Annotated in this window: 21 protein-coding genes; 8 read left to right on the top strand and 13 right to left on the bottom strand. The window is 64.3% G+C overall.

The features are described from left to right. Positions 1–134 precede the first annotated feature (134 nt). Genes VNM24_15280 through VNM24_15270 form a run of 3 tightly spaced genes read left to right on the top strand, consistent with a single transcriptional unit; the run spans position 135 to position 3,743 of the window. The gene (locus tag VNM24_15280; GenBank protein HWQ39944.1) at positions 135–938 is read left to right on the top strand and encodes a PhnD/SsuA/transferrin family substrate-binding protein; all 804 of its coding nucleotides are present in this window, start codon (positions 135–137) and stop codon (positions 936–938) included. Positions 939–946: 8 nt separating this feature from the next. Further along, a complete protein-coding gene (locus tag VNM24_15275; protein HWQ39943.1) occupies positions 947–2,434 on the top strand; it encodes a HAMP domain-containing sensor histidine kinase in 1,488 nt (495 codons plus the stop codon). A 13-nt stretch (positions 2,435–2,447) separates the two neighbouring features. After that, positions 2,448–3,743, top strand: coding sequence for a sigma-54 dependent transcriptional regulator (locus VNM24_15270; GenBank protein HWQ39942.1), 1,296 nt, complete (start codon positions 2,448–2,450; stop codon positions 3,741–3,743). 45 nt (positions 3,744–3,788) lie between these two features. Here the strand turns inward: VNM24_15270 and VNM24_15265 are convergent, their stop codons facing one another. The 9 genes from VNM24_15265 to msrA form a co-directional block, all read right to left on the bottom strand. Beyond that, positions 3,789–5,240 carry an amidase gene (locus VNM24_15265; protein HWQ39941.1) on the bottom strand — a complete coding sequence of 484 codons (1,452 nt, stop codon included), beginning with the start codon at positions 5,238–5,240 and terminating at the stop codon, positions 3,789–3,791. Between the two features lie 128 nt (positions 5,241–5,368). Further along, positions 5,369–7,825, bottom strand: a complete 2,457-nt coding sequence (locus tag VNM24_15260) for a molybdopterin cofactor-binding domain-containing protein (protein HWQ39940.1) — start codon at positions 7,823–7,825, stop codon at positions 5,369–5,371. Then, positions 7,818–8,291: a (2Fe-2S)-binding protein gene (locus VNM24_15255; GenBank protein ID HWQ39939.1), complete on the bottom strand. Its 474-nt coding sequence runs from the start codon at positions 8,289–8,291 to the stop codon at positions 7,818–7,820. Before VNM24_15255 ends, VNM24_15260 begins: the two co-directional genes overlap by 8 nt. 207 nt (positions 8,292–8,498) lie before the next feature. Then, entirely contained in the window at positions 8,499–9,596 is a 1,098-nt protein-coding gene (dctP, locus tag VNM24_15250) for a TRAP transporter substrate-binding protein DctP (GenBank protein ID HWQ39938.1), read from the bottom strand. Beyond that, positions 9,596–11,062, bottom strand: coding sequence for a TRAP transporter large permease subunit (locus VNM24_15245; protein ID HWQ39937.1), 1,467 nt, complete (start codon positions 11,060–11,062; stop codon positions 9,596–9,598). The genes dctP and VNM24_15245 overlap by 1 nt, the downstream gene beginning before the upstream one ends. Continuing rightward, positions 11,059–11,661: a TRAP transporter small permease subunit gene (locus tag VNM24_15240; GenBank protein ID HWQ39936.1), complete on the bottom strand. Its 603-nt coding sequence runs from the start codon at positions 11,659–11,661 to the stop codon at positions 11,059–11,061. Before VNM24_15240 ends, VNM24_15245 begins: the two co-directional genes overlap by 4 nt. A 273-nt stretch (positions 11,662–11,934) precedes the next feature. Beyond that, positions 11,935–12,606 (bottom strand): response regulator transcription factor, encoded by a 672-nt coding sequence (locus VNM24_15235; protein ID HWQ39935.1) that lies wholly within the window; start codon positions 12,604–12,606, stop codon positions 11,935–11,937. Further along, the gene (locus tag VNM24_15230) at positions 12,599–13,903 is read right to left on the bottom strand and encodes a GAF domain-containing sensor histidine kinase (GenBank protein ID HWQ39934.1); all 1,305 of its coding nucleotides are present in this window, start codon (positions 13,901–13,903) and stop codon (positions 12,599–12,601) included. Before VNM24_15230 ends, VNM24_15235 begins: the two co-directional genes overlap by 8 nt. A gap of 99 nt (positions 13,904–14,002) precedes the next feature. Further along, on the bottom strand, positions 14,003–14,560 hold the full coding sequence (msrA, locus tag VNM24_15225) for a peptide-methionine (S)-S-oxide reductase MsrA (protein HWQ39933.1): 558 nt from the start codon (positions 14,558–14,560) through the stop codon (positions 14,003–14,005). A gap of 130 nt (positions 14,561–14,690) precedes the next feature. Between msrA and VNM24_15220 the strand changes: the two genes are divergently transcribed. From VNM24_15220 to VNM24_15200, 5 genes are all read left to right on the top strand, one after another. Beyond that, on the top strand, positions 14,691–15,197 hold the full coding sequence (locus VNM24_15220; GenBank protein ID HWQ39932.1) for a potassium channel family protein: 507 nt from the start codon (positions 14,691–14,693) through the stop codon (positions 15,195–15,197). A 289-nt stretch (positions 15,198–15,486) separates the two neighbouring features. Beyond that, positions 15,487–15,936 carry a D-aminoacyl-tRNA deacylase gene (gene dtd, locus VNM24_15215; GenBank protein ID HWQ39931.1) on the top strand — a complete coding sequence of 150 codons (450 nt, stop codon included), beginning with the start codon at positions 15,487–15,489 and terminating at the stop codon, positions 15,934–15,936. Between the two features lie 368 nt (positions 15,937–16,304). Next, the gene (locus VNM24_15210) at positions 16,305–16,670 is read left to right on the top strand and encodes a 4a-hydroxytetrahydrobiopterin dehydratase (protein HWQ39930.1); all 366 of its coding nucleotides are present in this window, start codon (positions 16,305–16,307) and stop codon (positions 16,668–16,670) included. A 240-nt stretch (positions 16,671–16,910) separates the two neighbouring features. Further along, entirely contained in the window at positions 16,911–17,834 is a 924-nt protein-coding gene (locus VNM24_15205) for a ZIP family metal transporter (GenBank protein HWQ39929.1), read from the top strand. Between the two features lie 34 nt (positions 17,835–17,868). Next, a complete protein-coding gene (locus VNM24_15200) occupies positions 17,869–18,375 on the top strand; it encodes a Dps family protein (protein HWQ39928.1) in 507 nt (168 codons plus the stop codon). Positions 18,376–18,522: 147 nt separating this feature from the next. Here the strand turns inward: VNM24_15200 and VNM24_15195 are convergent, their stop codons facing one another. The 4 genes from VNM24_15195 to VNM24_15180 all read right to left on the bottom strand — a co-directional run bounded on the left by VNM24_15195 (position 18,523) and on the right by VNM24_15180 (position 21,005). Further along, on the bottom strand, positions 18,523–18,888 hold the full coding sequence (locus VNM24_15195; protein ID HWQ39927.1) for a Rieske (2Fe-2S) protein: 366 nt from the start codon (positions 18,886–18,888) through the stop codon (positions 18,523–18,525). Between the two features lie 46 nt (positions 18,889–18,934). Next, complete coding sequence (locus tag VNM24_15190; GenBank protein ID HWQ39926.1) at positions 18,935–19,792, bottom strand: intradiol ring-cleavage dioxygenase; 858 nt, start codon at positions 19,790–19,792, stop codon at positions 18,935–18,937. 220 nt (positions 19,793–20,012) lie between these two features. Further along, entirely contained in the window at positions 20,013–20,597 is a 585-nt protein-coding gene (locus VNM24_15185) for a hemerythrin domain-containing protein (protein ID HWQ39925.1), read from the bottom strand. Positions 20,598–20,609: 12 nt separating this feature from the next. Next, the gene (locus tag VNM24_15180; protein HWQ39924.1) at positions 20,610–21,005 is read right to left on the bottom strand and encodes a cytochrome C; all 396 of its coding nucleotides are present in this window, start codon (positions 21,003–21,005) and stop codon (positions 20,610–20,612) included. Positions 21,006–21,066: the final 61 nt, after the last annotated feature.

Here is a 21,066-nt window from a genome sequence, read left to right as displayed (position 1 = left end):
CAGGACAGATTGATTACCGGGCGGTAACTGCGCCGGAAAGGAGGAGCAGCGTAATGTTCCCGAATGGTAACGCTACCGGCCGCAGAAAATTTCTCGCCGGTGCGCTTGCTCTGGTATCAGCGCCAGGCACGGCCTTGGCCGATCGCCAGTCGGCGCCACGCGAGGAAATCAGGATCGGCACCACGCCGGTCTTTCTGGACGACCACCTCTCGCTTCTGTCTGTCTGGCAGAAGTACCTCGAGGAACGGCTGGAACGCAAGGTCGGTTTCGCCCGGCGCCGTTCCTACCAGGAAATCACCGATCTTCTGCTTTCCGGCCAGTTGGATGCCGCCTGGGTGTGCAGCCCGCCGTACTTGATGAACCTGTCCCATTTGCGCCTGCTGTGTGTGCCGGTGTACGAAGGCAAGCCGCTGTACCGCTCCTACCTCATCGTCCAGAGCGAAGACACCCGCACGCGGCACATTAGCGATTTGCGGGGACATATCTACGCCTTCAGCGATCCGCAATCGAACTCGGGGTGCCTCGTACCAAGGGTCGAATTGCACCACGCCAAGGAGACTCCCAATCGTTTCTTCCTGAAGAGTTTCTTTACCTTCTCGCATCGCCGGGTGGTGGATGCGGTGGCGCTGGGCTTGGCGCACGGAGGGTCGGTCGACGGGTATGTGTGGGACACGATGCGCAAACAGATTCCGAAAACCACGGAAGGAACGCGTGTCGCATGGAAGTCGAGGGAGTATGGATTCCCTCCGATCGTGGCGCGACGCAGCCTGCCGGAAAGGGACTTCCAGTCGCTGCAAGGGGCTTTCGTGTCGATGCACGATGACCCGGCCGGGAGCGCCCTGCTACAGCAGCTGAACCTCGATGGTTTCGAAAGAGGCACCCACAAACTTTTCGCCAGCGTCGAAGCCAATCTGAGACTGGTCGGGGACCTGCTCTAGGAGCGAAATTGTTCGCCAACCTCAGCTACCGGTTCAAGATCCCGCTCGCCCTGACCGCTGTCATTTTGATGACGGAAATTGTGCTGACCGCGGCATTGCTCACCCGCGCCCTGGCGGACGCGAAGCGCGACATGCAGTCCAGCGCCAACAGTCTGGCCAAAACGCTGAGCTGGACCGTGCGCGAACCGCTGGTCAAGGATGATCTATGGAGAGCCTTCGAGATCGTACGGGCGCCGGTTGCCACGAAGGACCTGTCCAGTCCGCTGCGCGACATTGTCGTCCTGGATACGCGGCAACGGGTTTACGCTTCATCGAGCCCCAAAAAGTTCCCCTTCGGCATGGACCGAGCTTCGCTCCCAAGGGAGATGGTGCTCGCTTTGCAAGGCGTGTCCGGCAACGAATCGGAGTTCCAGTTCGATTTTCCGGGGTACTTCTCCGATGAGGACGCCACCGGCGCGATGCGGGTGATCTCTGAGGACGGCAGCGCACTGGGTTTCGTGCTGCTGTCCTACGACGCGCAGCGGCTCTATGACCGTGTCGCGCTTGTGCTTCTGGAAGTCGCGGCGATCAGCGTGCCGGGTTTGCTCATCCTTGTGCCGCTCGGGTGGATATGGGGCAATCGCATGGCGAAACCGCTGTCGCGACTGGCCGACGTGATGGCAAAAGTGGGGCGCGAACCTCCGCAAGCGCTCGCGGCCAACGTCGAGCCCAAAGGCTCCGACGAAATCGGCCAGCTTGCCGGACAGTTCCGCGACATGCTCAACCAACTGGCGGAAAAGGAGGCGCTCGAACATCAAGTAGTGGTCGCCGAGCGACTCGCGGCGGTGGGACGGGTATCGGCTGGAATTGCACATGAGATCAACAACCCCCTTGGCGGGATGCTCAACGCGGTAGACACGTTGTCGCGGCATGGCAACGTCGACGCCTTCACCGAAAAAACCCTCGGCCTGCTGAGAAGGGGGCTGGCGCAGATTCGAGCTACGGTCGGCGCCCTTCTGCTGGAGGCGAAAATCGACTCGCCGGCCATGCATGGCGCCGATTGGCAGGACCTGAAGACACTGATTGCGCCTCAACTCGCCGCCAAGCAAGTCCATCTCTCCTGGGAAGTGCGGGTGAACGAATCCGTTCCGCTTCCCGCGCATCTGGTGCGCCAGCTCGGCCTGAATCTCCTGCTCAATGCAGCCAAGGCAGTGGAACACGAAGGGAAGGTCGGTGTGGAGGTTTCGTTGGACGAGGCGCGCCTGTCGATCCGGATTTGCAACTCGGGACAGCACATTCCCATGGACGCGCTCGGGCGGCTGTTCGAACCTTACCAGCCAGACGCAAAGACCGGTTCGGGGAGAACATTCGGCCTGGGGCTGTGGGTCAGCTATCAGATCGTGACGCAGCTGGGCGGAACGATATCGACTTCGAGCGCGCCGGGGTATACGCTTTTTGAGGTGCTGTTGCCGGTCAAGACTCAAACCGATGCCAGGAGCCCGGCTTTGTCTGATTGAAGACGATCCGATCATGGGCGAGTCCCTGTCGGATCGCTTCGGGCTGGAGGGCTTCGAAGTCGACTGGTGTTCGACCGGAGCCGCAGCCCTGCGCTCGATCTCGCTCAATCGCTACGCCGCGGTCATCAGCGACCTGCGCCTTCCGGACATTCCCGGGGAAGACGTGTTCCGCCAAGTGATTCGCGACCAGCCGCTGGTGCCGCCTTTCGTTTTCATCACCGCATTCGCGACAGTGGAAAGGGCCGTGGAGCTGTTGAAGCTCGGCGCCGCCGACTTCGTGACCAAGCCGTTCGACATCGGCGCGCTGGTGGAAAAGGTGCGCGCAATCACCGGCGCGCGGGCGGAAGTATCGCCTGTTGCCCACGAAACCGTGCTGGGCGTTTCCGCTGCCGCCCGCAAGGTCTGCGAAAAGCTCGATCGCATCGCCACGCGCGCTCCGAGCATTCTGATCACCGGGGAGTCGGGCGTCGGCAAGGAAGTGCTCGCGCGTCACATCCACTCGGTGGCCTGCGTGGTCGAAGGAAGAGAAAACAGGCCGTTCATCGCGGTCAACTGCGGCGCGCTGCCGGAAACCCTGGTCGAGTCGGAATTCTTCGGTTTCGAGCGCGGCGCCTTCACCGGCGCCGACAGGATGAAGCGCGGGTTTTTCGAGCAGGCCGACGGCGGAACGTTGTTTCTCGACGAGATCGGCGACCTACCGGCCACAATGCAGGTCAAGTTGCTACGAGCTCTTCAGGAACGGCGAATCAAGCGCCTTGGAGGCGAGAGCGAAGTCGAAACGAAATTCCGGGTAATCTGCGCGACCAACAAGGATCTGCCTTCTGAAGTCCAACGCGGCCGGTTCCGCGAAGATCTCTTCTACCGCATCAATCTGGTTCATCTGAACATCCCGCCGCTGCGCGAAAGGCCGGAGGATATCCTGTGGCTCGCTGCGCGCTTCGTCGCGGAAAGCTGCGATCAGCAGAAAGAGCCGCGAAAGCTCATTCACCCGCTGGCGCAGGCCGAACTGCTGCGTCGCAGATGGCCGGGCAATGTCCGCGAACTGAAAAACGTCATCGAGCGCGCCTGCATCATCAGCTCGACCCCGATCCTGTCGGTCGAACTGATCGAGGACAAGGCTGCTCAGGCCGACCCACACCGGCAAACTGCGCTCGACGGCTTCCTGGCGAGCTGCGAACGGGCGTTCATCAGTTCGGCCCTGCAGGAACATCACGGACGGATCGCCGATACGGCGAAGGCGCTCGGAATCTCCCGCAAGAGCCTGTGGGAGAAAATGCGCAGACATAATCTCAGCTCGCCGCACTCCTGAGCGGTCGGGTCTGAACCGCAAGCCGTCCTTCTCTTAGCCTGTGTTTTAGCGAATGTGCACGCTGGACGCGGCCGCGAGTTGCTGGCTATTGGGCGCGGCGTCGATCTTCGGCATGACGAAAGGCTGCACCGCCTCGAAGGCGCGGGCGGCGTGCAGGACGACTGCATCGGAAAACTTGTTGCCGATCAGTTGCATCGCCACCGGCAGGCCAGCACGGGTGAACCCGCACGGAACGGTCGCCGCCGGCTGCTGCGACAGATTGAATGGATAGGTAAATGGCGACCACTCCCACCAGCGTTTGCAGCCCGAGCCCGGCGGCACTTCGTGACCGGCCTCGAAGGCGGTGACGGCGAGTTGCGGCGTGATCAGCAGGTCGTGGGTTTGGTGCAGCATGCACATGCGGCGCGCAAATGTCTCGCGCTCGCGCTCCAGCTGCCGGTACTCCAGCGCGCTCAGGCGCATCCCCGGCTCGGCCAGTTCCAGCAGCGGCGGATCAACCAGCGCACGCTGCTCGGGTGTCATTGGCGCAACGGCCATGGCCAGAGCCACCGACCACAGCGGGCGCATGATCGAAATCGGGTCCTGGAGCGCAAGGTCGATTTCTTCCACGATCGCGCCCAGTGACTCGAAAACGCGCACGCCCCGCTCGACCAGCATTGCGACCTCCGGATCGACCCGGGCGTAACCGAGAGCCCGGCTGTACGCGATTCGCAGGCGGCCCCTGACACCGGCGTCCGGATCCTTGCGGTAGTCGATATCGAGCGCCGGCGCCTGGTACCAGTCGCGCGGATCAGGACGCGCGATAACGGTGAGCATCAGCGCGGCGTCGGCCACCGTGCGCGAGATCGGCCCCTGATGCCAAAGCGTCAGCGCTGGCGAGTGTGGATGCACTGGCACGATCCCGAAGGTCGGCTTGAATCCGAACAATCCGCAGAATCCGGCCGGGATCCGGATCGAGCCGCCTCCGTCGGTGGCAATATGCAGAACACCCATTCCGAAAGCCGCGGCGACCGCCGCGCCTCCGCTGCTTCCTCCCGGGGTGAGTCTGGCATCCCAGGGGTTGAGGGTGACCCCGGTAAGCGGGCTGTCGGTCACGCCCTTCCATCCGAACTCGGGCGTCGTGGTCTTGCCCAGGAAAACCGCCCCCTGCTCCCGCATTCGCGCCACCGGCGGGCCATCCTCGTTCCATTCTTGCTTCGGATCGATGGTGCGCGAACCGCGCAAGGTCGGCCAGCCCTGCGTGACGATCAGGTCCTTGACCGTGGCCGGCACGCCGTCCACCAGACCGGCCGGCGCGCCGCGCATCCAGCGCGCTTCCGATTCACGTGCATCCTTCAGGGCCCGCGCTTCGTCCACCAGCACGAACGCGTTGTAGATCGGATTCAGAGCGGCAATGCGCTGCAGCGCCGCTCGCACGACTTCCACCGGAGACAGGCGCCGCTGGCGGTAATGCTCTACGAGTTCGGCGGCCGTCAGGCTCAGAATGTCGTCAGACATGTCCCGCTCCCGGAAGGCAGACGGCAATCGCACGCGCGAGCCCCGCCATGCCATCCGCGATTCTCAATCGTCATTGACAGGGTCTGGCGACCTTTCGGTCGCGAGACCCTGTCCGCCGTTGCGCCGAATCAGGCTTTGCGCTTCATCGCCTCCAGCACCGCGGCAGGCGTGATCGGCATATGGCGCACGCGCGCTCCCACGGCATTGAAGATGGCATTGGCCACCGCGGGCGCCACGACCGTCGAGGCCGGCTCGCCCACCCCGCTCGGATGATGCCCGCTCTGGATGATCTCGACATCGATCTCGGGCACATCCGCGAGGCGGATCGTCTGGTACTCGTGGAAGTTGGTCTGCTCGATCGCGCCGTTCTTGTAGGTCAGACGCTCCGACATGACCTGACTCGCACCCCATAGTGCCGCGCCCTGGATCTGGGCGGTGGCGTTGAGCGGATTGATGCACGTGCCCATGTCCATTGCGATGCTGAGCTTGTTGATGCGGTACTTGCCGGTTTTTGGATCGACCGCGACCTCGGCCGCGCCGGCCACCCAGGTCGGGCTTTGCCGCTCTTCGGCGGAGGACACCGCGAGGCCCAGCCCCGTGTTGGGCGGCAGGCGCCGGCCCCAGCCGACCTTGCCCGCCGCGACCCGCAGGCAGTTCGCCAGCCGCAGCGCCCCGCCGACCGTAGCGGACTCGTACGGAATCCAGCTGCCCTCCTTGGTCCAGGGTAACGAGATCCACAACTGATCCATGTAATAGTCGGATCCGGTGCCCGTCGGATAGCCCGCGTTGGGGATACCGCGATTGCCGCCCTTGCCGTTCAACAGCGACAGGCGGAACTCGAGCGGATCGCGCCCGAGTGCGTGCGCCACTTCGTCCATGAACGACTCGACCACGAACATGTTGTACGAGTTGGAAACGGTGCGCAGCGCCGAGGCTTGTACCGCCCACGTGGTGCGATCGCTGTTCCAAGCACGCACGCGGTGATTGGGCACGTAGTACCAGTGATCGCTGCCACCGATGGACCACTGATCGATGTCCTGTTTCTTCTCGTCCCAGGAATCGAGTTGCAGCCAGTCGGACCCGTATTTCTTGCCGACTGCAAAGCGCGGCCCCATCCATCCGCACACGATGTCGTGGTTCATCGCAACGAGCTGGCCGTCCCTGAGGCCGGCCCGCAGCCGGTGGTAAGTCGGCGTGCGCGGGAAACTGGTGGCGAACTGCGACTCGCGCGTCTGGATGAGCTTCACGGGCCGTCCGACCTCTTTTGCGCAGTACGCCGCGGCGAGAATGTCGTCGTAATCCTGTTTTCCTCCGAACCCGCCGCCGAGCACGTACTGGTGAACGTAGACCTTGATCTCCTCCGCCTTCTTGTTCAGCACTTTCGACAGATACGCGGTCAAAGTCATGCGCGCGAACGAAGTGCTCTGCGTACCGGTGTAGACGTGCCACGCCCCATCGGCGGACTGGTGCACCGTGGCGCTGATCGGCTCCATCGTCGCGTGACATACCATGTCGGTGCTGTATTCCATCTCCAGCACCTTTTGCGCCTGAGCGAGCGCCTTGTCCACGTCGCCCTCCAGCACCCAGGCCGCAGAAGCCTCGTTGTTCTTCGACATCTCCGAGAACTCTTCCATGATGTCGGACAGACTCAAGTTGCCGTAAGGCCCAGGATCGACGTTGACCTTGAGCGCCTTGGTCGCCTTCACCGCGGCCGGGAAGGATTCGGCCAGCGCGACCGTCCATCCGGTGCACTTGCCCATCGAGTCGTCAATCCTGACCGCCTTGATGAAGCCCGGGATCTTCTTCGCTTCGCGCTCGTCGATGCTGAGCACCTTGGACGCATAGCGGGTGCGAGGGATCATCAGCGCGCCGTAGCACATGCCCGGCAGGCGCACGTCGATGCCATACTTCGCTTGCCCGTTGGTCTTGGCCGGGATGTCGAGCGCGGGGATGGACTTGCCGATCACCTTGTACTGTCCGCGCGGCTTCAGGGCAATCTTCTTGAACTCTTCCGGGTAGGAGAATTTGCGATCGATTTTGACCTTCTGCAGGATCTCTCCGTATCCGACCGATCGCCCGCTCGCCTTGTCGAAGACCCGGCTCATCGCCGCGTAGCATCCGGACGGCGGCACGCCGAGCAATCTCGCACCGGCCTCGACCAGCGCGATGCGCCCTGCAGCGCCGGCGCGCGACAGGCGGTCGAACTCCGTGGTCACGCTGCCGCTGTTGACCGTGTACGCGAGGCCAAAGACCGCGAAGTTCTCGACGCTTTCCAGCGGCGTGTCCAGCCGCACGTCCTCCCACTTCACTTCCAGTTCCTCGGCGATGATCTGCGCCAGCGCGGTGCCGATGTGCTGACCCATCTCGGCCTTGATGATGTGCATCGTGGTCTTGCCGTCCGGTGTGATGGTGAACCAGATCGACGGCGTAAACGACTGCGTGGCGATCGCGGCCTCGGCGTCCCTCGGAGCGAGGAAACCGGGCAGGCCGATGCTGAGGAAACCGCTGCCCGCGATCACCGCGGAGCGGACCAGAAATTCCCTGCGGGTGATTTCGTGGTTGTTCTGAGTATTGACGTCAGACATTCTTCCGGCCCTCCTTCATGATCTCTGCGGCGCGGCGCACGGCGCCCACGATGCGCGGATAGGTCGCGCAGCGGCACAGGTTGCCGTTCATGTGCGCCACGATCTCCTCGTTCGTGGGGTTGGGATTGACCGCCAGCAGCGCGGCCGCCTGCATGATCTGCCCGGACTGGCAATAACCGCACTGCGGGACCTGGTGTTCGATCCAGGCCTGCTGCACGGGATGCTGGTCCGCGGGGTGCAAGCCTTCTATCGTGGTGATGACCGCGCCCTCGACGTCGCCGACCTTGACCACGCAGGAGCGCACTGCCTGGCCGTTGACGTGGACCGTGCAGGCCCCGCAAACGGCGATTCCACAGCCGTACTTGGTTCCCGTCAGCCCCAGGTCTTCGCGCAGCACCCAGAGCAGCGGCGTGTCCGGCGGCGAATCGGTGAAGTGGCTTTGTCCATTGATGCTCAGTTTAGGCATGGCTGTTGAACCCCCTTTCGAGTTGCACTTTCAAAACGGCCCGTGGTCCTGCATGGGCCAATCCAGAGCGGAACGTGCGTCCGCTGCCCGTGACCCGGACAGCGCTGCTGTGCGTTCACCCATCCTTGCCCGCGCACTCGTGCACACGGCTGCACACCCGTTCGAACGAGCCGGAATTCCCGATGGCGGACATCGCACCGAACCTCCTCACCTGAACGGCAGCCGCTGCCCCGCCATGAAATTGCTGAAGGGCGCTTCCGCGATCCGGTACCACTGGTACTGCGCATAACGAAACGTCTTCCATGACTGATAGAAACGGCGGAACACCGGATTGGCCGCGGCCTCTTCCTCGTACAGGTCGCTTGCCGCCTTGAACGCGGCGGCCATCACGTCTTTCGGATAGGGGTGCAGCTTCACGCCGCGCTGCACCAGTCGCGCGAGCGCTGGCGGATTTCTTGCGTCGTAGGCCGCGACCATGCGTACGTTGGCCTCGGCGGCGGCGGTGGCGAATGCCTCGCGATAGGCGGGCGGCAGCTTGTTCCACTCGGACAGGTTCACGATGAAGGAGATGCACGAGCACCCTTCCCACCAGCCGGGAAAGTAGTAATGCGGCGCGACGCGATAGAAACCGAGCTTCTCGTCGTCGTAGGGGCCCACCCACTCCGCAGCGTCGATGGCGCCCTTCTCGAGCGCCGGATAGATGTCGCTGCCAGGAATGGTCTGCGGGACGGCGTCGAGGCGTGCCATGATTTCTCCAGCGATACCCGGAATGCGCACCTTCCTGCCGCGCAAATCCGCCACGCTGCCGAGCTGCTCGCGCCACCACCCGCCCATCTGCACTCCGGTATTGCCGGCTGGGAAGATCATGGTGTTGTGCTCGCGATACAGTTCGCGCACCAGCTCGAGCCCTCCGCCGTAGTAGAGCCAGGCGTTCTGCATGCGCGAGTTCAGCCCGAAGGGCAGCGCACTGTCGAAGGCGAACGCCCTGTTCTTGCCGATGTAATAGAAGCCCTGAGTTTGCCCGCATTCGACCGTCCCCTGCTGGCAGGCATCGAGCACCTGGAACCCGGGAACCAGCTCGCCCGCAGCGAACACCCGGATCTCGAAACGCCCGTTGGTGAGCAGCCGTACCCGCTCGGTCAGGGTTTCGGCAGCTCCGAAGATGTTGTCCAGGCTCTTCGGGAAGCTCGACGCCATGCGCCAGCGCACCGCCGGCTCCGTCTGTGCGGCCACCGGCGCCGCAGGGCAGGCGCCTGCCACGGCAAGCCCAGCGCAAGCTCGGTTCACGAACGATCGCCTATCCATCACCGTCGTGGCCCGTCATTGGGGGTGCCCCAATAGTTCTCCAGGTCCTCGGGGCGCACCTCGAAGATCATTGGGGCCGAATCGAATTCGTTGCTCACCGGTGCCTCCAGTCTGATCTGCGTGCTCGCATCGAGCTCGCGGTGCCCGACGGTCGCGAGGTGCGGAAACGCGATCAACAGCCCCACCATGAAGAGCTGGATGCACACGAACGGCACGGCGCCCCAATAGATGTGCCCGGTGCGCACCTCCTGCGGAGCCACGCTGCGCAAGTAGAAGAGGGCGAAGCCGAACGGCGGGTGCAGAAACGAGGTCTGCATGTTCACGCTGAGCAGCACCCCGAACCAGACCAGATCGATGCCCAGTTTCTCCGCTACCGGCGCGAGCAGGGGCACGACGATGAACGCAAGCTCGAAGTAGTCGAGGAAGAAGGCCAGCAGGAATACCAGCACGTTGACCGCGACCAGAAACCCGACCACACCGCCGGGCAAGCCGGTGAGCAGGTGTTCCACCCACAGGTCGCCGTCGACGCCGCGAAACACCAGGCCGAACACGGTCGAGCCGATCAGGATGAACATCACGAAGCAGGACAGCTTGGCAGTGGTGTCCATCGACTGGCGCAGGACACTCAACGTCAGCCGCCTTTTGGCGGCGGCCAGCGCAAGCGCGCCGCAGGCGCCCATGGCCCCGCCCTCGGTCGGCGTTGCCACCCCGATGAAGATCGTCCCCAGCACCAGAAAGATCAGCACGACGGGAGGCACAAGCGAAACTGCGATTCGGCGACCAAGCTGTGCTCCGCGCAGCGTTCGCGCGGCTGCCGGCAGAGCCGGTGCGTGAGCGGGACGAAACAGGCTCACGAAGAATACATAGACCGCGTACAGGCCCATCAGCGTCAGCCCCGGAACCAGTGCGCCCCGGTACAGATCGCCGATCGACCTGCCAAGCTGGTCCGCCATGACGATCAGCACCAGCGAAGGAGGAATGATCTGCGCCAGCGTCCCAGACGCGGCGATCGCCCCTGTGGCCAGGCGCTTGTCGTAGCCGTAGCGCAGCATGATCGGCAGAGAAATCAGGCCCATGGCGATCACCGAAGCCGCAACCACGCCGGTGGTGGCCGCGAGCAGGCCGCCGACGAAGACCACCGCGTACGCCAGACCGCCGCGCATGGGGCCGAAGAGCTGGCCGAGCGTGTCGAGCAGATCCTCGGCCATCCGGCTGCGTTCCAGAATCAGCCCCATGAAGGTGAAGAACGGGATCGCGAGCAGCGTATCGTTCTGCATGATCCCGTATATGCGCTGTGGCAGCGCCTGCAAAAGCTCCGCGTGCAGCAGGCCGAGCTCTACGCCGATGAACCCGAACAGCAAGCCGACCGCGGACAGCGCGAATGCCACGGGATACCCAAGCAGCAGGAACACCACCAGGCCGGCGAACATCAGCGGCCCGATGTTCTCCACGAGCCAGCCGGTCACCGAGCGCTCCCGCCATCTCGCTGATCGCCAAACATCGCCCTGACCTCGTCGTCGAGCGGGCTGTGCCGCTCCAGCAGCGGCCGCGGATCGGACCGGCCGCGCAGGGCAGCGGCCAGCTTGATGAACTGGGAAACGCCCTGCAGGAAGAGCAGCAGGAAGCCGAGCGGAATGAGCAGCTTCACCGGCCAAATGATGAGGCCACCGGCGTTGAGGGACCACTCGCCGGTTCTGTAGGAGAGCACGAAGTAGGGCCATCCGTACCACAGGATCAGGAGCGTGAACGGCCAGAGAAAGAAGACCGTTCCGATGATTTCGATCCACAGTCGCGCGCGAAGGCGCAACCGGGTGTTCAGGATGTCCACCCGCACGTGCTCGTTGCTGAGCAGCGTGTAGCCGGCGGCCAGCATGAACACCGCCGCGAACAAGTACCACTGGACTTCCAGGAACGCGTTCGAGCTGTAGTTCAGCAACTTTCGGGACAGCGCGTTCAGGGCGCTGATCGCCGTCATGCCCAGGATCAGCCAGCTCACGTAGCGGCCCACGCGGCGATTGAGCGCATCGACCGCCGCGGACAGTCGCAACCAGGAAGTCACCGACATGGGCAGTCCACGCCCCCGGCACAAGCGATGCTTCGGCGGCGGGTCCGTCTCGGCACGGAATACGCGACTTTTTTGGTCATGACGCTTGAACATGCGCCGCAAGGGCGCGGGCCTGCGGTCTCGCTCTTTGGCGGAAGGACCTCGATGCTGGCCCCGATTTTGATTCCGCCGCGCGAGCGGTACATCCGGCGGACGAACGAATTCCCCGGCTCCCTTCGTGGGAGCTGCGTCTGCCCCTTTCGGGTGAGTCGAAAGGCGGCGATGCGTTGAGTCCTAGAACTTGACCAATCCGCGCTTGGCGGCGAGCGCGATCGCCTCGGCGCGGCTCGTGACGTCGAGCTTGACGAACAGACTCTTGAGATGGCTTTTTACGGTGCTTTCGGTGATGAACAGCGCCTGCCCGATGGCGCGATTGCTCTTTCCCTCCGCCAGCAGCTTCAGAATCTGGACTTCCCGCTCGGTCAACGGCTCCTCCTGGACGCGCTGCGCCAGTTTCGCCGCCACCTTGGGCTGGAGGTATGCCTCGCCGGCCCGGACCGCCCGGATACAGCGGAACAGCTCTTCGGGCTGGGCATCCTTCAGCAGATAGGCCTTCGCGCCGGCCCGCAGCCCGGCGTAGATGTCCTCGTCGTGGTCGAAAGTGGTCAGCACGATGATCGCCGCGGCGGGATCCTGCGCGCGGATGCGCTTGATGGCCTCGACGCCCTCCAGCTTCGGCATGCGCAGGTCCATCAGCACGACGTCCGGCTGCAACTGCCGCCAAAGTTCCACCACCTCCTCGCCGTCGGCCGCCTCGCCCACGACAGCCACGTCGTCTTCCATATTGATGATCGCGGCGAACCCGCGCCGTACCAGGGCATGATCGTCGGCGATCAAGACCCTGATCTTGCGCGGATCCGACTTGCGCTCCATCAGGGGCGTGCCCGATCGTTCGGGTTCACGCATCGCGCAGGTTGCTCCTCGACCACACGGCTTCCACGCGCGTGCCCTGCCCGCTGCGGCTGCCGACCAGCAATCGCGCGCCAATGCGTTCCGCCCGCTCGCGCATGCCCAGCAGGCCGAAGCCGTCGTGATGGGCCGTCGCATTGAAACCGACGCCGTCGTCGGCGATGGTCAGGCTCACCGCATCCGCGCCGAACGACAGCTTCAGCTCGACCTGTCGTGCACGCGCATGCTTGAGCACGTTTGTCACGGCTTCCTGCGCGATCCTGAGCAGTTCGCTCTCCACGTCTCCCGGCAGGGATGCCTTCTCGCCGATCATCGCGAAGCGTGCGCTCAGCGTTCCGCTGGTCTGGACGTCGCGCGTCAGCGACTGCAGCGCATGCGCGAGATCGGCTTGTTGCAGCGCGTCCGGGCGCAACGCCCTGACAGAAAGACGGGCTTCGCCCAGACCGGCTTGGGCCAGGCTGCGCGCGTGCTCGATATGCTCGAGCGCGACATCCATGTTGTGCTTCTTCAGATTGCGGCTGGCGGCCTCCAGGTTCACGATGACGCCGGTTAATCCTTGGGCGAGCGTGTCGTGGATGTCGCGGGCGATGCGGTTGCGCTCCTCCAGCACCGCGGCCTGGCGCGCCTGCTCGTGCAGCCGCGCCATCTGCACCGCGAGCGTGGCCTGACCCGCGAGCGCCTCGGCCAGATAGGTCTTGCGCTCAAGCTCGGTGGGATCGGGATCGCTGCTGCGCACGCAGATCCAGCCGACCGTCTCCATCCCCAGCAGCATCGGCACGGTCAGCAGTGTCCGCACGCCAAGCGACTGGATGTAGGCGCGGTTCTCCTCCGGCATGCCCGACACTTCCCGCCAGAGCACATAGGTTTCCGCGCGATCGGTGGGAAAGGTCGACACCGGACGGCCACCAACGGGTAGCGGATGCGAAACCGCGGGATGATGGGATTCGGAGGCCGGAATGATGCGCGAGTCGACATATTCGAGGTGCAGTCGGGTGGTACCGGTGACAGGATCCGGGAACCAGAGCGTGCCGCCCACCCCGCGCAGTTGCTGCACCGTGACCTTCAGCACGTGGCCCAGAAACTTGTCGAGATTGGATTCGGCCGCCAGAAAATTCAGCGACTGGATGAGCATCTCCGACTGGCCGCGCGCCAGTTCCGCCGCCTTGCGGTGCTGCACGACCTCATGCTCCAGGCTGCGGTTGATCTCTTCCAAGCGGCGCAGCCGCCCCTCGATACCGCCGGAGGCTTCGAGCGCGGCAGATCGATCGCCCGCGGCAGATGGATCCCGCTTCAAGACTTGACTCCAGGTAGACCCGGCCGGGCTCGGCCGAGTGGCTCCATTATGAACCGGATGCCGCCTGCGCCGGGAATCAAGGCCACGGCGCGCCAGCGTTCAGGCGTTGCGCTTCAGCCGGCTCGCCCATTTCTGGCGGAACTTGGCGACCTTGGGCGCGACCACGAACTGGCAATAGGGCTGGTTCGGGTTGTTCTCGAAATATTCCTGGTGATAACCCTCGGCCATGTAGAACTCGGTCGCGGGCACGACTTCGGTCACGATCGGGTCGGGAAAGGCCTTTTGTTCGGCGAGCTGACGGATCATCCGCTCGGCTTCGGCCTTCTGTTCGGGCGAATGATAGAAAATGGCGGAGCGATACTGGGTGCCCACGTCGTTGCCTTGGCGGTTGAGGGTGGTCGGGTCGTGGATGGAGAAGAACACTTCCAGCAAAGCCCGATACGGGATCACTGCCGGATCATAGGTAATGCGCACGACTTCGGCGTGCCCGGTGTCCCCGTCGCACACCGTCTTGTAAGTAGGGTTTGGGGTGTGACCACCCATGTATCCCGATTCCACGCTGATCACGCCTTCGAGCCGGTCGTACACCGCTTCGAGGCACCAGAAGCAGCCTCCCGCGAGCGTAGCCACCGCGGTCCTGTCCGATTGCTTTGCCATGAGTTCCTCCCGTCGGCGCGCACCGATCGTGCACAATTGGTCGCTGACGTCCACCCGAACTGACGGCCATCAGTTTCTTCGGGCCCATACCTCGAGCCCGCGCCCGATGCGTATTCTATGAGGAGGACCCATGTTTCTTGCCGCCGCCGCCTGTGTGATTCTTCTCCTGGTTGCTACCGTCGTCCACTACGAGGTATTGCGCGCGCTGTCCACTGCGCTTCCGGCTGTGCGCATCGCGCCACGAGCGAAACTCATTCTGGTGATCGTCGCAACGTTCTTCTCGCACGCGGCGCAGGTGCTGTTGTATGCGCTCACCTACCTCGGGTTCGTGAACGGGCTGTCGATCGGCGCGTTCAAGGGCGTGGCCCAAGTGGGCTTTCTCGACAGCCTCTATTTCTCGGCGGAGACCTTCACGTCGCTCGGGTTCGGCGACATCACGCCGGCCGGCCCGTTGCAGTTGATCGCCGGCTCCGAGACCTTGATCGGCCTGCTGCTGATCGGCTGGTCGGCTTCCTACACCTTCGTTGCGATGGAGCGGTTCTGGGCACAGGAGCCCCGACACACCAGCGAAGCCCCCGACCCCGTGCGCGAGGCGCGCGCGGGCAGTCGTCAGGGAACGAAGCCGCCGACGAAGTAAGTGAGCGCCGCAATGGCCGCGGCGCAAGGAATCGTCGGGACCCACGTCCAGTCGAAATGGGCCCGCCGCGTCCGGCGCACCGCCGAGAGCTTTTGCACCGAGCTGGACAAACCGGCCTGCGGTCGGCATCAGCCTTGCGAGCATCGTGGGTCCCGCGATGTGGTAAAGCGCGGATGCGCGGCGATCGCGCGCCGCGGCCGGTTCTGCCCGGCTTCGGCCGCCGATCCTGGGAGCAACGGCACGGACAGTCACAATGGCATCATGAGCCACAGCAGGGAGGTCGAGCCAGGTGATCGGACTGCTACAGCGTGTCACGCAGGCGCGCGTGGAAGTCGATGGGCGAACCGTAGGCGAAATCGGGCCGGGACTCATGGTCCTCGTGTGTGCCGAGCGCGGCGACGCTCGCGCGCAGGCCGACCGGTTGCTGGAACGGCTGCTTAACCTCCGCGTGTTCGGCGACGCGCAAGGAAAGATGAACTTGAGCCTCGTGCAGGTCGGCGGCGCACTGCTCCTGGTACCGCAGTTCACCCTGGCCGCCGACACCCGCAAGGGCAATCGCCCGAGCTTCACTGCGGCCGCACCGCCCGAGGAAGGCCGGGTGCTGTTCGACTATCTGCTGGCGCGGGCGCGCAAGCTGCACTCGCCGGTTGCCGGCGGCCAATTTGGCGCCCCTATGCAGGTTACGCTGACCAACGACGGCCCGGTGACAATCTGGCTGCGCGTGGAACCGGGTTCGTAAGGCAAGCACGCTGCGATCAGCGACGCGCGTGCAGCCAGGCCGCCGCCTGCGCGCGAGGACAGGTCGAGTTTGTTGAGGATGTTCGCCACGTGCCGCTTGACGATATGCAGACTCAAATCGAAGGCGCGCGCCAAGCCTCGCGCACGGGCGGCGTTGCTTGAAATCGCGCTTGACCCCGGCTTGCGCAAGGAAGAAAACGGGCCGGGCCGCGGTGGCGATCTGCTCGAGCGTAGCCGGCGCCTTCTGGCGCCAGACGCTCCAGCTTCCTCCACCCTCCGAAGCGGAACGCGAAACCCACCCGCCGTTCGCCGCGCAGCTACAATGCCTGCGGCGAGACACCGATCAAACGCCGGCGGCGGAGGGATGCGATGGAAAGGGTTTACGGCGAACAGGAAATCAGGCAACGCCTCACGGGCAGCCTGCGGCACTGGACGCACGCCGAAGGCTGCATCTGCAGAAGATTTCACACGGCCGGCTGGAAGGCAACGTTGATGGTGGTCAACGCCATCGGTCATCTGGCCGAGGCGGCTTGGCACCATCCGGACCTCGAGGTGTCCTACTCCTCCGTCGTCGTGAAACTGTCCACGCACAGTGCCAAAGGCGTGACCGACAAGGACTTCGCGCTGGCCACGAAGATCGAGGAAGTGATCCAGTGGCAGCCCGGCCAGGAAGGCGGACCGCTCGAAGGCACGCCGAACGAAGACGAGCGCTACCGATACATCCGCTACGACTGACGCGGTCTGCCGCCCGGCGGACTTCGCCGCACAGCGCCGGCGCTGAATCCCGCTCGGCCCTGGGCCGCCTCCGCATCTCCCGCAGCCGCTTCGGGCCGCGCACGGACTCGGCGAGCAACGTGGGCCTTTGATCGCCGATTGCGATCGGTATGTCAGATTTTTCTCATTGGATCGATTGGGCTTGCGCCCCTATCTTGTCCGCGTGGCCCGGCACAGGTCGGGCCGAATGGAGGACCGCACATGACTGCAGCCTTGATCCACGCGGGACGCCGGCTCGCCGGGCGGCCGACGCCGGGTGCGCGGCGCATCGCGGGCTTCCTGATCCTGGCGGCTGGACTCGTCGCGCTGACTGCCGAGGCGATCTCGGCGCTGCTGCGCTGGATTGCCGCGAATCCGGCGCTCGTGCCGGCGCTGGTCGCCACAGCGGTGACGGCCGCGACCACTGCGCTGGGCGCGGTTCCGGTGCTGTTGGTACGCCGGGTGTCGAGCCGCGCGCAGGACACGATGCTCGGGTTCGGCGCCGGCGTGATGCTCGCTGCCTCGGCCTTTTCCCTGATCCTGCCCGGCATCGAGGCCGGAACGGAGCTGGCCGGAAGCCGCGGTGCGGGCGTCGGCTTGGTGGCGGGCGGTATCCTGCTCGGCGCACTGGCGATGCTCCTGCTCGACCGCTTCTTGCCGCACGAACACTTCCTGAAAGGTGCAGAAAGGGCGAGGGCGACGGAACTCAAGCGCATCTGGCTGTTCGTAGCGGCTGTCGCGCTGCATAACTTTCCCGAGGGCCTGGCCGTCGGGGTGGGGTTCGGCGGCGGCAACGTTGCCAACGGGGTCGCGCTCGCGCTCGGCATCGCGGCACAGAACATTCCGGAAGGGCTCGTGGTGGCGCTTGCGCTGGCCAGCGTCGGTTACCCGGCCCCGTTCGCCGCGGCGGCGGCGGCCGCCACCGGAGTGCTGGAACCGCTCGGCGGTGCGCTCGGCGCGGGCATGCTCGGCGCCTCGGAAGCGATCCTGCCCTGGGGGCTTGGATTCGCCGCCGGCGCGATGATCTTCGTCGTCAGCCACGAGGTCATTCCGGAGTCGCACCGCATGGGCCACGAGCGCGAGTCCTCCATCGGCTTGATCTGTGGCTTCGTATTGATGATGATTCTGGACACGGTACTGGATTGAATCCGTAGATGTCTCGAAGAAAGGAGAACCGAGAATGGACACCAAGGCAAATGCTTCGCGCGGTGTTTCGCAGAACATCGACATCGGTATCGGCGAGAAGGACCGCGCGCAGATCGCGCAGGGTCTGTCCAAGCTGCTGGCCGACACCTACACGCTTTACCTGCAGACGCACAACTTCCACTGGAACGTCACCGGCCCGATGTTCAACACGCTGCACCTGATGTTCGAGCAGCAGTACACCGAGCTGGCGGCGGCGGTCGACCTGATCGCGGAGCGGATCCGTGCGTTGGGTTTCCCCGCGCCGGGTTCGTATGCCGCCTACTCGAAGCTCAGCTCGATCAAGGAAGTCGAAGGCGTGCCCTCGGCGGAGGAAATGATCCGCACGCTGGTCAAGGGCCAGGAGGCAGTCGTTCGCACCGCGCGCGAGATCTTCCCGATCGTGGAAAAGGCCTCCGACGAACCCACCGCCGATCTGCTCACCCAGCGCATGCAGGTCCATGAAAAGACGGCGTGGATGCTCAGAAGTCTCTTGGAGAATTGATTCCTCAGAATTACGAGCATCCGCGCCTTCTTTGGGTGGAGACTCACATTCGCGCAGCGAGTGTGCCGAAGCCATAAGACGGAGCGGATGCCGAGGCGCCTGCTGCAAAGCCAGGCGACGAGGCAGAGGAGCTTCTTCAGGTTGAAGTCAGGCGACGCTGACCATTCCTTCCTCGATACGCACCGGAATGGCGGTCAGCCGCTGACCGGCGCACGGGCCGTCGAAGCACTCCCCGCTCGCGACCTTGAACAACGCCGTGTGGTGGGCGCACATCAGGTATTCGCGGTCGTAGACATGAAACACCTGCGGCTCGTAGTTCAGCGGCAGCGAGAAGTGCGGGCAGCGATTGTGATAGGCGAACACATCTTCGCCGAGCCGCAGCAGCAGGATGCGGAAGGGCTCCGGCCCTCCTCCGAAGCTGACCTCGTGGCCACCGCCGTCGGGCACCTCTTCCAGACGGCATAGCGGCGTGCCTGTTGCGGGCGCATGGGCCGCTTCGCGCCAATCGTTCATCGGACTGGACTAAGAATAAGCCCGGATCGGATCCTGTCTTCCATCATTAGACCGGCGCGAGGCCGAAGTCGTAGCTCACCGTGTAATAGGTCCTGTCCATGCGCCTGCCGTCCGGCGCCACGCCGGGCTCATGCCGCACGAAAGGTACGACGAGCGACTCCTTCACCGCGAACACGGCGTCGGATTGCAGATAGGGGTCGCCTTCGACAAACACATGCGTGGTCACCGGCTCGTAGCCGGGTGCGGACACGATCATGTGCGTGTGCGCCGGCCGGTAGGGATGGCGCCCCATCTTCAGCAGCATCCTGCCCACCGGGCCGTCGGTCGGAATGGGATAGCTCACCGGCTTGACGGTCCAGAACGCATACCGCCCCTGCGGATCGCTCCGGATGCGGGCCCGCGCGCGCAGCGCCGCGCCGGGTTTCTGCACGTCGTACCATCCCTCGCCGTCGGTCGACCAGATGTCCAGCATCGCGCCGGCGATCGGCCTTCCGTCGGGACTGCGCACGCAGCCGGAAAAATAGGTCGGCTCGCCTTCCACGCCCCGTGCGATGTCGGCACCCAGCGGCATCTCCGGGGCACCCGGGACATAGAACGGGCCCAGCACAGTGGATTCCGTGGCGCCGCCGGGTTTGCGATGATTGATCGCATCCACCAGCATCGATACGCCCAGTGTGTCCGAGAGCAGGATGTACTCCTGACGCTTGTCGTCGCACTTCTGCCCGGTGGCCGTGAGGAACTGGATGCCGGCGACCCACTCCGCTTCGGTCAGCTCGACTTCGCGCACGAAGGCGTGCAGATGCCTGATGAGGCTCGTCATGATCTGCTTGAAGCGCGCATCGCCCGCCCCTTCGAGCCTGGCGAGCACGGCATCGGTGAGATTGGCTTCGGTCATGTCGCTCATTGATCACTCCCAATCAACCACAAGAATTCACCACGAAGACACCACGGCACAAACGAAAAGAGAACTTGAACGTCGTGTCTTTCCGATGCGGTTCATCTGTATCGGCAGGACTTTGGAGGCCGTTACGCCACCGGAACACCCGAACAAGATTTCTTCGTGCTCCTTTGTGCCTTGGTGCTTCGTGGTGATATTTCGTGTCTCGACCTTCACTGACGTCGCGTCAGCCCTTGCCGCCATAACCCACCGGCGGTGGCGCCTGGCTGAGGATCAGTTTGAACAGTGCCGCGTACTTTTCCTGCGGCGCGGCTCCGAACATCGGATCGTCGTTGCTGGTGAATGCGGCGTCGATCTGCGTCCAGTCCGCGGCACTCAGCACGCGTTCGGCCAGCGGCATGACTTCGTCCTCCTCCCGGCGCATGTGCCTCCAATGGAAGTCGGCGTACACGTCGACGGCACGTGCGAACTCCGCGGTGGCCCGGCCTCCCGAGGCCTGCAACTGGTTCACCGCCTCGCGCAGGTTCTGCAGCCAGCCGTCGCCCTCCGCGTGCTGGGCTTCGAGCTCCGCCAGAAGCGTATCGCCGTCGTGCGTTCGGCTGCGGATGGCCTTGAACAGATGCTCGTCTTCCTTGGGGTGATGAAAGCGCTGATGGAAGGACTCGATGTAGTCCACCATCAAGCGCAGGAGGGCGTAGTCCGGGGCGGCGCCGTGCTCCTCGATGCCGCGCGCCAGATACTGCAGTGCGTGCAGCACCGCCGCCAGCGAGCGGTGTTCGGTTCGGATGATATCCAGAGCGCGCGGGCTCATCGACGCACCCCCTCAGCGAAGCGATTCGAGATAGCGAATCATCGCATGGCGCTTTTCCGGATCGTCCTGCCAGTAAATCATCTGGGTGCCCGGCGCGAGCGCCAGGGTGTCCGCGAGCCAGAGGTCGAGCAAGGCGGCGTCCCACACTTTGCCCTTCATCGCTGCCACATAGCCCTCCGAAAACCGATATCCCGGTATCGCCGCAGCCTCACGCCCGATCAACCCGAACAAACTGGGCCCCTGCCCGTGGGGCTCTCCCTTGCCGAATGTGTGGCACTGGCTGCAGTGGCTGATCGCCAGATCGCGTCCCGCAGCCAGATCTTCGGCGGAAAACGAAGGTGTGCCGAGGGTGACGCTGCAAACCAGCGTCGCGGCCACTCCAGCGCATCGCACAGACTTGTACCTCATAAACATAGTGCCTTTCGTTCCCTGCGTTGATGGTGTCGCCACGCCCCACTAAAGGCGCGGG

Source organism: Burkholderiales bacterium (assembly GCA_035560005.1).
Lineage (GTDB): Bacteria > Pseudomonadota > Gammaproteobacteria > Burkholderiales > Eutrophovitaceae > DASRFY01.
Note: the sequence above shows the minus strand (reverse complement) of the source record. Positions and strands in the feature narration are given on the sequence as shown.

Excerpts from the sequence above, each read along its gene's own strand:
- VNM24_15270 (HWQ39942.1), top strand. The coding sequence starts at position 2,448 with ATGGGCGAGTCCCTGTCGGATCGCTTCGGGCTGGAGGGCTTCGAAGTC.
- VNM24_15265 (HWQ39941.1), bottom strand. The coding sequence starts at position 5,240 with ATGTCTGACGACATTCTGAGCCTGACGGCCGCCGAACTCGTAGAGCAT.
- VNM24_15260 (HWQ39940.1), bottom strand. The coding sequence starts at position 7,825 with ATGTCTGACGTCAATACTCAGAACAACCACGAAATCACCCGCAGGGAA.
- VNM24_15255 (HWQ39939.1), bottom strand. The coding sequence starts at position 8,291 with ATGCCTAAACTGAGCATCAATGGACAAAGCCACTTCACCGATTCGCCG.
- dctP (HWQ39938.1), bottom strand. The coding sequence starts at position 9,596 with ATGGATAGGCGATCGTTCGTGAACCGAGCTTGCGCTGGGCTTGCCGTG.
- VNM24_15240 (HWQ39936.1), bottom strand. The coding sequence starts at position 11,661 with ATGTCGGTGACTTCCTGGTTGCGACTGTCCGCGGCGGTCGATGCGCTC.
- VNM24_15235 (HWQ39935.1), bottom strand. The coding sequence starts at position 12,606 with ATGCGTGAACCCGAACGATCGGGCACGCCCCTGATGGAGCGCAAGTCG.
- msrA (HWQ39933.1), bottom strand. The coding sequence starts at position 14,560 with ATGGCAAAGCAATCGGACAGGACCGCGGTGGCTACGCTCGCGGGAGGC.
- VNM24_15220 (HWQ39932.1), top strand. The coding sequence starts at position 14,691 with ATGTTTCTTGCCGCCGCCGCCTGTGTGATTCTTCTCCTGGTTGCTACC.
- VNM24_15210 (HWQ39930.1), top strand. The coding sequence starts at position 16,305 with ATGGAAAGGGTTTACGGCGAACAGGAAATCAGGCAACGCCTCACGGGC.
- VNM24_15205 (HWQ39929.1), top strand. The coding sequence starts at position 16,911 with ATGACTGCAGCCTTGATCCACGCGGGACGCCGGCTCGCCGGGCGGCCG.
- VNM24_15200 (HWQ39928.1), top strand. The coding sequence starts at position 17,869 with ATGGACACCAAGGCAAATGCTTCGCGCGGTGTTTCGCAGAACATCGAC.
- VNM24_15195 (HWQ39927.1), bottom strand. The coding sequence starts at position 18,888 with ATGAACGATTGGCGCGAAGCGGCCCATGCGCCCGCAACAGGCACGCCG.
- VNM24_15190 (HWQ39926.1), bottom strand. The coding sequence starts at position 19,792 with ATGAGCGACATGACCGAAGCCAATCTCACCGATGCCGTGCTCGCCAGG.
- VNM24_15185 (HWQ39925.1), bottom strand. The coding sequence starts at position 20,597 with ATGAGCCCGCGCGCTCTGGATATCATCCGAACCGAACACCGCTCGCTG.
- VNM24_15180 (HWQ39924.1), bottom strand. The coding sequence starts at position 21,005 with ATGAGGTACAAGTCTGTGCGATGCGCTGGAGTGGCCGCGACGCTGGTT.